The sequence below is a fragment of the Cellulosimicrobium sp. NPDC055967 genome (assembly GCF_042269845.1).
In the GTDB taxonomy this organism is placed as follows: Bacteria; Actinomycetota; Actinomycetes; order Actinomycetales; family Cellulomonadaceae; genus Cellulosimicrobium.
This window is the reverse complement of the sequence record NZ_JBHJYJ010000007.1, coordinates 227,724-240,957: the sequence shown is the minus strand read 5'-3', so window position 1 is coordinate 240,957 and position 13,234 is coordinate 227,724. Positions and strand designations below refer to the sequence as shown.

12 protein-coding genes are annotated in these 13,234 nt (G+C 74.2%); all 12 read right to left on the bottom strand.

The window, feature by feature from the left end; translation table 11 throughout:
- Positions 1-566: 566 nt before the first annotated feature.
- Positions 567-1,838: a tyrosine--tRNA ligase gene (gene tyrS / locus ACFC2L_RS11985; protein WP_375824524.1), complete on the bottom strand. Its 1,272-nt coding sequence runs from the start codon at positions 1,836-1,838 to the stop codon at positions 567-569.
- 117 nt (positions 1,839-1,955) lie between these two features.
- On the bottom strand, positions 1,956-2,636 hold the full coding sequence (locus ACFC2L_RS11980) for a DNA-3-methyladenine glycosylase (RefSeq protein WP_375824523.1): 681 nt from the start codon (positions 2,634-2,636) through the stop codon (positions 1,956-1,958).
- Between the two features lie 40 nt (positions 2,637-2,676).
- Positions 2,677-3,411 carry a hypothetical protein gene (locus ACFC2L_RS11975; RefSeq protein ID WP_375824522.1) on the bottom strand — a complete coding sequence of 245 codons (735 nt, stop codon included), beginning with the start codon at positions 3,409-3,411 and terminating at the stop codon, positions 2,677-2,679.
- Positions 3,408-4,049, bottom strand: coding sequence for an AAA family ATPase (locus ACFC2L_RS11970; protein WP_375824521.1), 642 nt, complete (start codon positions 4,047-4,049; stop codon positions 3,408-3,410). The genes ACFC2L_RS11975 and ACFC2L_RS11970 overlap by 4 nt, the downstream gene beginning before the upstream one ends.
- 25 nt (positions 4,050-4,074) lie before the next feature.
- On the bottom strand, positions 4,075-5,559 hold the full coding sequence (gene argH, locus ACFC2L_RS11965; RefSeq protein WP_375824520.1) for an argininosuccinate lyase: 1,485 nt from the start codon (positions 5,557-5,559) through the stop codon (positions 4,075-4,077).
- Positions 5,556-6,785 (bottom strand): argininosuccinate synthase, encoded by a 1,230-nt coding sequence (locus ACFC2L_RS11960; protein WP_375824519.1) that lies wholly within the window; start codon positions 6,783-6,785, stop codon positions 5,556-5,558. The genes argH and ACFC2L_RS11960 overlap by 4 nt, the downstream gene beginning before the upstream one ends.
- Before the next feature lie 96 nt (positions 6,786-6,881).
- The gene (locus ACFC2L_RS11955) at positions 6,882-7,418 is read right to left on the bottom strand and encodes an arginine repressor (RefSeq protein WP_375824518.1); all 537 of its coding nucleotides are present in this window, start codon (positions 7,416-7,418) and stop codon (positions 6,882-6,884) included.
- On the bottom strand, positions 7,415-8,350 hold the full coding sequence (gene argF / locus ACFC2L_RS11950) for an ornithine carbamoyltransferase (protein WP_375824517.1): 936 nt from the start codon (positions 8,348-8,350) through the stop codon (positions 7,415-7,417). Before argF ends, ACFC2L_RS11955 begins: the two co-directional genes overlap by 4 nt.
- Positions 8,350-9,669: an acetylornithine transaminase gene (locus ACFC2L_RS11945; RefSeq protein ID WP_375824530.1), complete on the bottom strand. Its 1,320-nt coding sequence runs from the start codon at positions 9,667-9,669 to the stop codon at positions 8,350-8,352. Before ACFC2L_RS11945 ends, argF begins: the two co-directional genes overlap by 1 nt.
- Positions 9,670-9,719: 50 nt before the next feature.
- Complete coding sequence (gene argB, locus ACFC2L_RS11940; RefSeq protein ID WP_375824516.1) at positions 9,720-10,706, bottom strand: acetylglutamate kinase; 987 nt, start codon at positions 10,704-10,706, stop codon at positions 9,720-9,722.
- Positions 10,703-11,914, bottom strand: a complete 1,212-nt coding sequence (gene argJ, locus ACFC2L_RS11935; RefSeq protein ID WP_375824515.1) for a bifunctional glutamate N-acetyltransferase/amino-acid acetyltransferase ArgJ — start codon at positions 11,912-11,914, stop codon at positions 10,703-10,705. Before argJ ends, argB begins: the two co-directional genes overlap by 4 nt.
- Entirely contained in the window at positions 11,911-13,005 is a 1,095-nt protein-coding gene (gene argC / locus ACFC2L_RS11930; RefSeq protein ID WP_375824514.1) for an N-acetyl-gamma-glutamyl-phosphate reductase, read from the bottom strand. Before argC ends, argJ begins: the two co-directional genes overlap by 4 nt.
- Positions 13,006-13,234: the final 229 nt, after the last annotated feature.

Here is a 13,234-nt window from a genome sequence, read left to right as displayed (position 1 = left end):
CCGGACGGGCAAGAACAGCCAGCCATGCCACAGGGACAAAAATTGGCATTGACTAACAAGCACACTGTTGAGTTCTCAAACAACCGACACACACCAACTCAGCACCACCCGACCGGGCAGAACCTCGCTTGGGGCAACTTCTCTAATCTACCAGATCCTCTGCGCCCTCTCCAACTCGGTGATTCGAGCGGAGGGAGCCGGGGAACCAGCAGCCCCGATCATGTCACGGCGCGCGAGGCTCCGAGTCATTCTCGAGGGGGACCGCCCGGGGGACCAGCCACCGTCTCGTGCGATCGAGACTCGGTGTCCGTTCCTCCCTGCCGGGCGAACGTCGAGAACACTACACGCGCTCCGCCCGGGTGCCAAATCCGTGTGCTCGCACGCTGAGCCGGCTCGCCAGCCCTGCTCGACAGCCCTGCTCGGCAGCCCCGCCCGACTGCCCGCCCGACGCGTCCGTCCGGGCGGCACGAGAGGTAGGGCCTGTCCCGTCCCGCCACGACGAGACGCCGAAGGGGCCGGCCGCTCGACGCGGTCCGGCCCCTTCGTGATCGTGGCGACGAGGCTGCTCAGCCGGCCGCGCCGTCCGCGACGGCGACCCCGAGCGTCTTCTTCCCCCGGCGCAGGAGGGCGAACTGCCCGTGCAGCAGGTCGTCCGGCGCGAGGACGGCGTCCTCGCTCGTCACCTTGAGGTTGTTGACGTACGCCCCGCCCTCGGCCACCGCTCGACGAGCCGCGGCCTTCGACGCGACGAGGCCGGACGCCGCGAACAGGTCGACGACCGCGTCTCCCACCGTCGCCGTCGTGCGTGGGAGCTCGGCGACCGCGGCGCCCAGCGTCCCCGCGTCCAGTCCGTCCAGCTCGCCCCGGCCGAAGAGCGCCTGGCTCGCGGCGATCACGGACGCCGTCGCCTCCGCCCCGTGCACGAGGGTCGTGACGTCCGAGGCGAGCGCGCGCTGCGCCTCGCGCGCGCCCGGCCGCTCCCGTACCGCGGCCTCGAGCTCGGCGATCTCCTCGCGCGTGCGGAACGTGAAGATCTTCAGCCAGCCCACCACGTCCTCGTCCGCGGCGTTGAGCCAGTACTGGTAGAAGGCGTACGGGCTCATCATGTCGGGCGCGAGCCAGACCGCCCCGCCCTCCGTCTTGCCGAACTTGGTCCCGTCGGCCTTGGTGATGAGCGGCGTCGTGAGGACGTGCACGGCCGCGCCCTCGGTCTTGCGGATGAGCTCGACGCCCGACAGCAGGTTGCCCCACTGGTCGTTGCCCCCCGTCTGGAGGGACACGCCGTGCCGGCGGTACAGCTCGAGGAAGTCGATCCCCTGGAGGATCTGGTAGCTGAACTCGGTGAAGCTGATCCCCTCCTCCGAGCGCAGGCGGCGCGCGACGGTGTCCTTCGCGAGCATCGTGCCGAGGCGGTAGTGCTTGCCGACGTCGCGCAGGAAGTCGATCGCCGACAGCTCGGAGATCCAGTCGAGGTTGTTCACGAGCCGGGCGGGGTTGTCCCCCTCGAAGTCGAGGAAGCGTGACACCTGCGACTTCAGCCGCTCGGTCCACTCCGCGACGGTCTCCTTGGTGTTGAGCACCCGCTCCCCCGACTGGCGCGGGTCGCCGATCATGCCCGTCGCCCCGCCCACGAGCGCCACGGCGCGGTGGCCCGCGAGCTGGAGGTGACGCAGCACGACGAGCTGCACGAGGTGGCCGTGGTGGAGGCTCGGCGCCGTCGGGTCGAAGCCGCAGTAGTACGTGATCGGGCCCTCGGCCAGCGCGGCGCGCAGCGCGGCCTCGTCGGTGGACTGCGCCACCAGGCCCCGCCATTGCAGCTCGTCGAGAACGTCGCTCACTTCTGCTCCTTCGTCGAGTACCCGTGGACCGGGCACGTCCGATGCTGCCGTGCGGCAGCGGGTCCTAGTCTGCCGTGCCGCGCGACGTCCGACGTCCACCGCCCACCGGGCGGGCGCTCACCGCGCGCGGGCGCTCACCCGGCGGTAGGCCGAGACCGTGGGGTCCCCCGCGAGCCAGGAGCGCCACGGGTAGAGGTCGCCGTCTCCCCCGTCGCCGGAGACCCCGACCCTCGGACCGGTCGCGATCGCGGGACGCAGCGGCCCCGCGGACGCGCGGTGCAGCACGAGCTCCCCGTCGGGGTCCGTCAGCTCGGCGCCGTACTGGCGCAGGTCCAGGTCGAGCGCGACCGCGAGGCGCGCGGGCCCCCGCGCGATCTGGCGGTCCGAGTCGCACCTCCCGGCGACGAGCCGTCGCGACCGGGCGAGGTCGACGCCGTCGGTCACCTCGCCCGCGCGCAGCAGGACGGCGGACGCGCGGCCCACCGGCCCGCACACGACGTTCACGCAGTGGTGCAGCCCGAGGTGCCGGTACACGTACAGCCGGCCGGGCTCGCCGAACATGGCGCGGTTGCGCTCGGTCCGCCCGCGGAAGGCGTGGGAGCCCGGGTCGCGCTCGCCGTCGTACGCCTCGACCTCCGTGATCCGCAGGGTGACGTCGCCCGCGTCGCTGCGTCGGGTGAGGAACGACCCGAGCAGGTCGCGCGCGACCTCGTGGACGTCGCGCGCGTACCACCCCCGCGCCGGGACGTCCCACGGTCCGACGACGCGCGGCTCCCCGCCCCCCGTCGTCTGCGTCACGGCGTCCGTCACCTTCGCACCACCTTCCGTCGTGGGCAATCTACGCCCCGCCGTGCTCGCGCGGCCGCCGGCCCACGTGCACGGCCAGGACGGCGACCAGGGCGGTGCTCACCCACAGGGCGGGAACCCAGCAGCCGGCCGCGGCGCTCCGCAGGCGGTCCGGGACCGCGTCGCCGGACCAGGCGACGACGAGGGCGAGCACCCACCACGGCCCCGCGGTCGCGGCCACGACCGCGCCCAGGAGCGCGACCGGTGCCGGGTGCGCACGCCGGAGCTCGACCCAGCGCCACTGCCGGACGACGCGACGGCGGGCCGCTGCGGCGTCCCGGGCACGTCGCTGCGCCGCGGTGGGCACGCCCCGTGGGCCGCGCCGGGCTCTCGGCGCCGGTGGAGCGGCCACGGGCAGGCGTCCGCCCTCACGGGCGAGCCCGGCCTCGACGTCGGCACGTCGACGGCGCGTCCGCCGCGCGCCGACGAGCGTCGCGATCGCGGGCGGCAGCAGGACGGCCAGGGTGATCCACCACACGTGGTCGGTCGGGACGTCCCACACCCACCACGTCCCCGACCTGGTGCTGCTACGGCTCGGGAGGAGGAACCAGGTCGAGAGCGTCGCCGTGCGGGCGGTCGCGGCGAGGACGACGGCGGTCGCCGTGCCCACGACGGCGAACGTCGTCACCCCGGCCACGAGGCCGTCGGTCACCCGGACCGCGCGGGACCAGGCGGACCGGGCGGCCTCGACCTGCGCGACGGACACGCCGTCGCGGCCGGCGATCATCGGTCCGCCGCGCGCACGACATTCCCCCACCCGTCGAGCACGACGTCCGCGCGCTCGCGCGAGGCGTTGCGCGCGTAGTGCGCGCGCTCGTCGGCCATCCAGGCGAGCCAGTGGGTGCGCTGGTCCTCGCCGTCCCGCTCGAGCCCGCGGCGCAGCCGCTCGTCGTCCGGGGCCTCGACCCACAGGCGCAGCGCGGCCACGCCGTCCGCCTCGCGGCGACCCGCCCCGCACCCCTCGACGACCAGGTACGGCGCCGGGGCGACGTCGTGCCACTCGGCGAAGCGGTCGAGCGTCCAGTCGAAGCGGCGGTACCGACCCGGACGACCCGCGGCGAGGGGCGCGAGGACCCACTCCTCCAGACGGCTCCACGCGGGCTCGAGCCCCCGCCAGCCCTCGTACAGGTCGTCCATGTGGAGGACCTGCGCGGGCAGAGCCTCGCCCAGCTGGGCGGCGAGCGTCGTCTTGCCCGAGCCCGCCGGCCCGTCGACCACCACGAGCCGGGTGCCCGACGGCGTCGCCCCGCCTCGAGCCGGCCCGTCGCCCGGGCGGGGCGACGGGCCGGTCGACGAGCCGAGGCGCGGGACGGCGTCGCGCACGCGGCGCACGAGGTCCGCGAGCACGTCCTGGTCGACGCTCACGCACGCACCCTCGGCCTGGGCGCCGTCAGTCCTGGGCCCAGAAGCGGTACTCGGCCGAGCGCTCCTTCGCGGCCTCGAGCTGCTCGGCGACCCGGACGGGGGCGGTGCCGCCGACCGCGTCGCGCGACGCGAGCGAGCCCTCGACGCTCAGCACGTCGCGCACGCCGGGCGTGAGGTGCTCGGAGATCGACGCGAGGTCGTCGTCCGAGAGGTCCCACAGCTCGATGCCGCGCTCCTCGCACACGCGCACGCACGCCCCGGCGACCTCGTGCGCGACGCGGAACGGCACGCCCTCGCGCACGAGCCACTCGGCGACGTCCGTCGCGAGCGAGAACCCCTGCGGCGCGAGCGAGGCCATGCGCTCGGTGTCGAACACGAGCGTCGCGACCATGCCGGAGAACGCGGGCAGGAGCACCTCGAGCGTGTCGACCTGGTCGAACACGGGCTCCTTGTCCTCCTGCAGGTCGCGGTTGTACGCGAGCGGCAGGCCCTTGAGCGTGGCGAGCAGGCCCGACAGGTCGCCGATGAGGCGGCCCGCCTTGCCGCGCGCGAGCTCGGCGACGTCGGGGTTCTTCTTCTGCGGCATGATGCTCGACCCCGTGGAGTAGGAGTCGTGCAGGCGCACGAAGCCGAACTCCTTGGTCGCCCAGAGGATGACCTCCTCCGCGAGGCGCGAGAGGTCGACGCCCAGCATCGCCGCGACGAACGCGAACTCCGCGACGACGTCGCGCGACGCGGTGCCGTCGATCGAGTTCTCGACCGGGCCGTCGAACCCGAGCTCGGCGGCGACGGCCGCCGGGTCGAGGCCCAGGGACGAGCCCGCGAGCGCCCCCGACCCGTACGGCGAGCGCGCGGCGCGCACGTCCCAGTCGATGAACCGGTCGACGTCGCGCAGCAGCGGCCACGCGTGGGCGAGCAGGTGGTGCGCGAGGAGCACCGGCTGGGCGTGCTGGAGGTGCGTACGGCCGGGCATGGCCGCGCCCGGGTGCGCGGCGGCCTGCTCGATCAGCGCGTCGACGACGTCGAGCACGAGTCGCGCGATCGTGCGCGCCTCGTCGCGCAGGTACATGCGCGTCAGCGTCGCGATCTGGTCGTTGCGCGACCGGCCGGCGCGCAGCTTGCCGCCGAGCTCGGGACCGGCCCGCTCGATGAGGCCGCGCTCGAGAGCGGTGTGCACGTCCTCGTCGTCGTCGGCCGCGACGAACGTGCCCGACGCGACGTCCTCGCGCAGCCGCTCGAGCGCCGCGAGCATGCCGTCGAGCTCGTCGTCGTCGAGCAGGCCCGCGGCGTGCAGGACCTTCGCGTGGGCCTTCGAGCCCGCGACGTCCTGGCCCGCGAGGCGCCAGTCGAAGTGCGTCGACTTGCTCAGCGCGGCGAGCGCGTCGGCGGGACCGCCGGCGAAGCGGCCGCCCCAGAGGCTCACGCGCCCGCTCGCGCCGTCCGCCTCCGCTGCCGCCGCGCCCTCGGCGGACGTGGTCGACTCCGGTCCCTGCTGGTCGTGCGTGCTCACAGTGCTCCTGCCCCGAGGTCCACACCGTTGCCGAACTTCTCGTCGCGCGCGGCGGCGAGCTTCGCGGTGAGACCGTAGATCTCGATGAATCCCTTGGCCTGCGACTGGTCGAACGAGTCGCCCTCGTCGTAGGTCGCCAGGTTGAAGTCGTACAGGCTCGCCTCCGAGCGGCGGCCGGTGACGGTCGCGCGCCCGCCGTGCAGCACGAGGCGCACGTCGCCGGAGACGTAACGCTGCGTGTCGTCGACGAACACGTCGAGCGAGCGCTTGAGCGGGCTGAACCACATGCCGTCGTAGACGAGCTCGGTCCAGCGCTGCTCCACGCCGCGCTTGAATCGGGCCTGCTCGCGCTCCAGGGTGACGTTCTCGAGCTCCTGGTGCGCGGCGATGAGCGCGATGGCGCCCGGGGCCTCGTAGACCTCGCGGGACTTGATCCCGACGAGGCGGTCCTCGACGATGTCGATGCGCCCGACGCCCTGCGCGCCCGCGCGGCGGTTCATCTCCTGGATCGCCTGCAGCGGCGTCACGGCGACGCCGTCGAGCGCGATCGGGATGCCCTGCTCGAACGTGATGACGACCTCGTCCGCGACGGGCGGGAACGTCGGGTCGTCGGTGTAGTTGTAGACGTCCTTGGTCGGGGCGTTCCAGATGTCCTCGAGGAAGCCGGTCTCGACCGCGCGGCCCCACACGTTCTGGTCGATCGAGAACGGGTTGTGCTTGGTCGTCGCGATGGGCAGGGAGTGCTTCTCCGCGTACTCGATGGCCTTCTCGCGCGTCAGCGCGAGGTCGCGCACGGGCGCGATCGTCTTGAGCTCGGGCGCGAGCGACGTCGTCGCGACCTCGAAGCGCACCTGGTCGTTGCCCTTGCCGGTGCAGCCGTGCGCGACGGTCGTCGCGCCGAACTGGCGCGCGGCGCGCACGAGGTGCTTGACGATGACGGGGCGCGAGATCGCCGAGACGAGCGGGTAGCGGTCGAGGTAGAGGCCGTTCGCGCGCAGCGCGGGCATGCAGTACTCGGCCGCGAACTCGTCGCGCGCGTCGGCGACGTACGCCTCGACGGCGCCGCAGTCCAGGGCGCGCTGCCGGATGACCTCGAGGTCCTCCCCGCCCTGGCCGACGTCGACCGCGACGGCGACGACCTCGGCGCCCGTGGCCTCGGCGATCCAGCCGATGGCCACCGACGTGTCCAGGCCGCCCGAGTAGGCGAGCACGACGCGTTCAGTCATGACGGTCTCTTTCTGTGACGTGCGGGTGGGGTCTGTGGTCCAGTGTCGCAGGACGGCCCGGTCGCGCCGGTCGAGCGGAGGGCGGTCCGACGCCGGTCAGTCGGGCGTGCCCGGGAGGGTCCCGCCCAGGGGTCCGGACAGCTCGAGGAAGCGCCGCGCGAGGTCGGCGCCGCCGTCGGGGTCGCGCGCGATGACGAGGATCGTGTCGTCGCCCGCGATGCAGCCGAGCACGTGCGGCAGGACGGAGTGGTCGATCGCCGACGCGAGGTAGTTCGCGGCCCCCGGGGGCGTGCGCAGCACGACGAGGTTCGCGGACGCCTCCGCGGAGACGAGCATCTCCGAGCACAGGCGCGCGAGCCGGGCCGCGAGGTACTCGGGCGACTCCGCGGTCTGCACGCTGCGGTCGCCGCCCTCCCCCGGCACGGCGTACACGAGCGCGCCCGACGCGCCGCGCACCTTCTCGGCGCGCAGCTCGATGAGGTCGCGCGAGAGCGTCGCCTGCGTCACCGACAGCCCCTCGCGCTCGAGCTCGCGCGCGAGCTCGGCCTGCGAGTGGATCTCGGTGCGGCGCACGATCTCGGCGATGCGCGCGTGGCGCGCCGTCTTCGTCGTCGCGGTGCGGGCCTCGGTCACGACCGCTCCAGGAGGAACGTGAGCAGCGCCTTCTGCGCGTGCAGCCGGTTCTCCGCCTCGTCCCACACCGCCGAGCGCGGCCCGTCGATGACCTCCACGGTGATCTCCTTGCCGCGGTACGCGGGCAGGCAGTGCAGGACGATCGCGTCGTCCTTCGCGTGCGCGAGGAGCTCGTCGTTCACCTGGTAGGGCACGAACGGGAGCGCGCGCTGCTCGGCCTGGGCCTCGTCCCCCATCGACACCCACGTGTCGGTCGCGACGACGTCCGCCCCCGCGACGGCCTCGACCGGGTCGGACGTGACCAGCACCGACCCGCCGGTCTCGGCGGCGATCCGCTCCGCGTCGGCGACGAAGACGGGGTGCGGCGGGTACCCGTCGGGAGTCCCGATCCGCACGTGCAGGCCCGCGGTCGCGCCGCCGAGCAGGTAGGAGTGCGCCATGTTGTTCGCGCCGTCGCCGACGTACGCGAGCGTCTGGCCCGCGAGCGCCCCCGTCCCGCCGCGGAGCTGGGCGACCGTGAGGAGGTCCGCGAGGATCTGGCACGGGTGGAAGTCGTCGGTCAGGGCGTTGACGACCGGCACCCGGCTGATCGCCGCCATCTCCTCGAGGCGGTCCTGCCCGAACGTGCGCCACACGATCGCCGACGCCTGCCGGTCGAGCACGCGCGTGACGTCCGCGACGGACTCGCGCACGCCGACCTGGGCGAGCCGGCCGTCCACGACGACCGGGAAGCCCCCGAGCTCGGCGACGCCCGTCGCGAACGAGAGCTGCGTGCGCAGCGTCGGCTTGTCGAACAGCACCGCCACGCCCTGCGGGCCGGCGAGCGGCTGACGGAACGTGCGGTCGTCGCGGAACGCGAGACCGATCTCGAGGACCTGCCGCTGCTCGGCGGGCGTCAGGTCGTCGTCGCGCAGGAAGTGCCGGGGGGCCATCAGGAGCTCCTCGTCGTGGGGCCGGTAGGTGTGGGGGTCGCGCCGGACCCGGCGGGGTTGGCCGACGCGGCGGTCGGGTCGGCCGGGACGGCGACGGTCGCGAAGAACCCGACGGCGTCGCGCGCCTGCTCGGGCGTGAGGACCAGGGGCGGCGCGAGCCGGATCGCGTCGGGCGCGACGGCGTTCACGACGAACCCCGCGTCGAGCGCCGCGCGCGCGACGTCGGCCGCGACGGGCCGGGTGAGCTGGACGGCGAGCAGCAGGCCGCGCCCCCGTACCCCGGCGACGAGCGGGTTGCCCGCCGAGGAGATCTCGTCGCGCAGGAGCCTGCCGACCGTCCGGACGTTCTGCAGGAGGTCGTCCCGCTCGATGACGCCCAGCGTCGCGAGCGCCGCCGCGGCGGCGACCGGGTTGCCGCCGAACGTCGTGCCGTGCTGACCGCGGCCGAGCAGCGTCGCCGCCCGCTCGCCGTACGCCACGACGGCACCCACGGGGAACCCGCCGCCGAGGCCCTTGGCGAGCGTGACGACGTCGGGCACGATCCCGCCGCCCACCTCCTGCTGCTGGTACGCGAACCACGAGCCCGTGCGCCCGACGCCGGTCTGCACCTCGTCGAGCACGAGCAGCGCGCCGTGGCGCGCCGTGAGCTCGCGCGCCGCGACGAGGTAGCCGGGCGAGAGCGACCGCACGCCCGCCTCGCCCTGCACCGGCTCGACGACGAGCGCCGCGACCTCGCCGCGCTCGGCCACCGCGGCAGGAGAGAACGCCTCCTCCAGCGCGGGGACGTCGTCGAACACGACGAACTCCACACCGCCCGGGAGCGGCTCGAAGGGCTCGCGGTACGCGGCCTTCGACGTCAGCGCGAGCGCGCCCATCGACCGGCCGTGGAAGCCGCCCTGGAGCGCGAGGACGCGCGTGCGACGTCCGGTGTCGTTGTTCCGGCGCGTCATCTTGAACGCCGCCTCGTTGGCCTCGGTGCCCGAGTTCGTGAAGAACACGCGCGACCCCTCGGGCGCCTCCGCGAGCGTCAGGAGGCGCTCGGCGAGCGCGATCTGCGTCGGGGTCCCGAAGAAGTTCGAGACGTGACCGAGCGTGCCGAGCTGGGCGGAGACCGCGGCCGTGAGCGTCGGGTGGGCGTGGCCGAGCGCGTTGACCGCGATCCCCGCGAGCAGGTCGAGGTACCGCTTCCCGTCGGCGTCCCAGACGTACGCGCCCTCGCCGCGCACGAGGACGCGCTGCGGCGGGCCGAACGTGTCCATGACGGCGTGCGCGTACCGGTCGGTCCACTGGGCGACGGAGCCGTCGCCCGGAGCCGTCACGGCGCTCGTCGTCGCGGGCGCGGGCGCGCCCGTCGGGTGGTCGAGCTGGTTCACGCGGCGCCTCCCGCGGTCGTGGTGGCCTCGGACCGGGCGGCGCCGAGCGGGTCCGGGACGACCATGGTCCCGTTGCCCTGGGTGGTGAAGACCTCGAGCAGCGTCGAGTGCGGTACGCGGCCGTCGATGACCGTCGCCGCGGGGACGCCGCCCTCGACGGCGCGCAGGCACGCCTCCATCTTGGGGACCATGCCCGCGGACAGGGACGGCAGGAGCGTCGCGAGCTCGGAGCGCGTGATCTGCGCGACGAGCGAGTCCTTGTCCGGCCAGGACGTGTACAGACCCTCGACGTCGGTCAGGACGACGAGCTTCTTCGCGCCGAGCGCGACCGCGAGCGCCGCGGCCGCGGTGTCCGCGTTGACGTTGAGCACCTGGGTCGGGTCCTCGAGGTCGGGCGCGATCGTCGAGACGACGGGGATGCGCCCGGCGTCGAGCAGGTCCTGGACCGCGGCGGGGTGCACCTCGACGACGTCGCCGACGAGGCCGACGTCGACGGGCTCGCCGTCGACCGTCGCGTGCCGGCGCTGCGCCTGGAGCAGGCCGCCGTCCTCGCCCGAGAGCCCGACGGCGTACGGGCCGTGCGCGTTGATGAGGCCGACGAGCTCGCGCGAGACCTGGCCCGTGAGCACCATGCGCACGACGTCCATCGCCTCCGGCGTCGTGACGCGCAGGCCGCCGCGGAACTCGGACTCGATGCCGAGCCGGTCGAGCATCGCGGAGATCTGCGGGCCCCCGCCGTGCACGACGACGGGGCGGAGGCCGACGCGGCGCAGGAACACCATGTCCTGCGCGAACGCGGCCTTGAGCGTGTCGTCGACCATGGCGTTGCCGCCGTACTTGACGACGACGAGCGCGCCGGCGAACTCCTCCAGCCACGGCAGGGCCTCGACGAGCACCTCGGCCTTCTGCTCGGGGCGCAGGTCGGTGCGCGTGTCGAACGCGGCGTCATCCGGGTGGGGCGTGGGAGTGGTCGGGTCGCTCATGAGGAGTACGCGCTGTTCTCGTGGACGTAGTCGTGCGTGAGGTCGTTGGTCCAGACCGTCGCGGTCGCGGAGCCGGCGTGCAGGTCGATCTCGACGCGCACCTCGCGCTCGGCCGCGAGGTCGACGAGCTCGCGCGGCTCGCCCACTCCCCCGGCCCGGCAGACCTGGACGTCGTTCACCGACACGTCGAGCAGGAGCGCGTCGAACGGCGCGACGTCCTCGGGGACCGTCCCGACGGCCGACACGATGCGCCCCCAGTTCGGGTCGTTGCCGAAGATCGCGGCCTTGAAGAGGTTCGAGCGCGTCACCGCGCGCGCGACCGCGACCGCGGCGTCCTCGCTCGACGCGTTCACCACGGTGACGGCGACGTCGTGGCTCGCACCCTCGGCGTCGGCCACGAGCTGGCGCGCGAGCGAGGCGCTGGCCTCGGTCACGGCGTCCGTGAGCTCGTCGAGCGTCACCTCGACCCCGGACGCGCCGGAGGCCAGGAGGATCACCGTGTCGTTCGTCGACATGCAGCCGTCGGAGTCGACGCGGTCGAACGTGGTACGGGTCGCGGCGCGCAGCGCGGCGTCGGCCGTCGCGGCGTCGACGACGGCGTCCGTCGTGAGCACGCACAGCATGGTCGCGAGGCCCGGCGCGAGCATGCCCGCGCCCTTCGCCATGCCGCCCACGGACCACGTCGCGGCGCCGTCCGTCGCGGTCGCGTCCGAGACCTCGCGGACCACGGAGACCGTCTTGGGCACGGTGTCCGTCGTCATGATCGCCAGCGCGGCGTCCCCGCCGCCGTCGACCGTGGCGACCGGGTCCGCGAGCGCCGCGGCGGCGGCGTCGACCCCGGCGAGCAGCTTCTCCAGGGGCAGCCGCACGCCGATGAGGCCCGTCGAGCAGACGAGCACGTCGCCCGCGGAGGTCGCGAGCACGTCCGCGACGTGCTCCGCGGTCCGGTGCGTGTCGGCGAAGCCCTCCGGCCCCGTGCACGCGTTCGCGCCGCCCGAGTTGAGCACGACGGCCGTCGCGCGCCCGTCGCTCACGGCCTGCCGCGTCCACGCGACCGGCGCGGCGAACACGCGGTTCGTCGTGAGCACGGCAGCCGCGACGTCGAGCGGCCCGTCGTTGACGACGAGCGCGACGTCGCGGGCGCCCGTGGACTTGAGCCCGGCGGCGACGCCGGCGGCCCGGAAGCCCTGCGGGGTGGTGACGGTCACGGTGCGACCCCCTCGGTCGTGAGGCCCGCCGTCTGCGGCAGGCCGAGCGCGATGTTCATGGACTGCACCGCGGCGCCCGCGGTGCCCTTGACGAGGTTGTCGATCGCCGTGACGGTGACGACGCGACCCGCGGCGTGGTCGACCGCGACCTGGACGAGCGCCGTGTTGGCGCCCAGCGTCATGGCCGTCGTCGGCCACTGCCCCACGGGCAGCACCCGGACGAACGGCTCGCCGACGTACGCGTCCTCCCAGGCGCGGCGCACGCGCGCGTCGAGCTCCGCGGGGTCGAGGCGCGCGGCGTCGTCGGACAGGCGTGCCGTCACCGTGGCGAGGATGCCGCGCGACATCGGGACCAGGGTGGGCGTGAACGAGATGCTCACGGCCGGGGCCCCCGCGGCCCGCAGGTTCTGCGCGATCTCCGGGATGTGCCGGTGCGACCCGCCGACGGCGTACGGCTGGGCCGAGCCGAGCGCCTCGGAGGCGAGCAGGTGCGGCTTGAGCGACTTGCCCGCGCCCGAGTACCCGTTGACGAGCACCGCGACGAGGTCGCGTCCCTCGACGAGACCCGCCGCGACACCGGGCTGGATGCCGAGCGTGACCGCCGTGACGTTGCAGCCCGGCACCGCGATGCGGCGCGCTCCCGCGAGCCGCTCGCGCTGCTTCGTCTCGCTCGCGCCCGCGCCGGCGTCGCTCGTGCGCAGCAGCTCCGGCAGCCCGTACGGCCACGTCCCCGCGTGCTCGGAGCCGTAGAACGCCACCCAGTCCGCCGCGGACTCCAGCCGGTGGTCCGCGCCCAGGTCCAGCACGAGCACGTCGTCCCGGAGCTGCGCCGCGATCTCGCCCGACGCGCCGTGCGGCAGCGCGAGCACGACGACGTCGTGCCCCGCCAGGTGCTCGACCGTCGTCGGCAGGAGCACACGGTCGGCGAGGGATCGCAGGTGCGGCTGGTGCTCACCGAGGAGCGACCCCGCGTTGCTGTGCGCCGTGACGGCGCCGATCTCCACCTCCGGGTGCCCGGCGAGCAGGCGGAGCGTCTCTCCGCCTGCGTACCCGGACGCACCCGCGACCGCGACTCTGATCGTCATATGCATCACTATACATACTTATGCAACGCGCGGGTCGAAGGTCCCGCCCACGGTACGCGTCGGGTCCGCGGTGGGGTCGGGTCTCGTGCCCGCGTGGTCGGGTCCGCGGTGGGGTCGGGTCTCGTGCCCGCGTGGTCGGGTCCGCGGTGGGGTCGGACCGTGTGCTGGGACTGGCGCACCGTCACCCTGGTCTGTCGTGCGGGGGTTCTCGGAGTGCGCCTCTGACGTCCTGCGC

Bases quoted from the DNA above. Each gene is read 5' to 3' on its own strand.
- argB (WP_375824516.1), bottom strand. From the start codon at position 10,706: ATGAGCGACCCGACCACTCCCACGCCCCACCCGGATGACGCCGCGTTC.
- argC (WP_375824514.1), bottom strand. From the start codon at position 13,005: ATGCATATGACGATCAGAGTCGCGGTCGCGGGTGCGTCCGGGTACGCA.
- ACFC2L_RS11960 (WP_375824519.1), bottom strand. From the start codon at position 6,785: ATGACTGAACGCGTCGTGCTCGCCTACTCGGGCGGCCTGGACACGTCG.
- argF (WP_375824517.1), bottom strand. From the start codon at position 8,350: ATGGCCCCCCGGCACTTCCTGCGCGACGACGACCTGACGCCCGCCGAG.
- ACFC2L_RS11975 (WP_375824522.1), bottom strand. From the start codon at position 3,411: ATGATCGCCGGCCGCGACGGCGTGTCCGTCGCGCAGGTCGAGGCCGCC.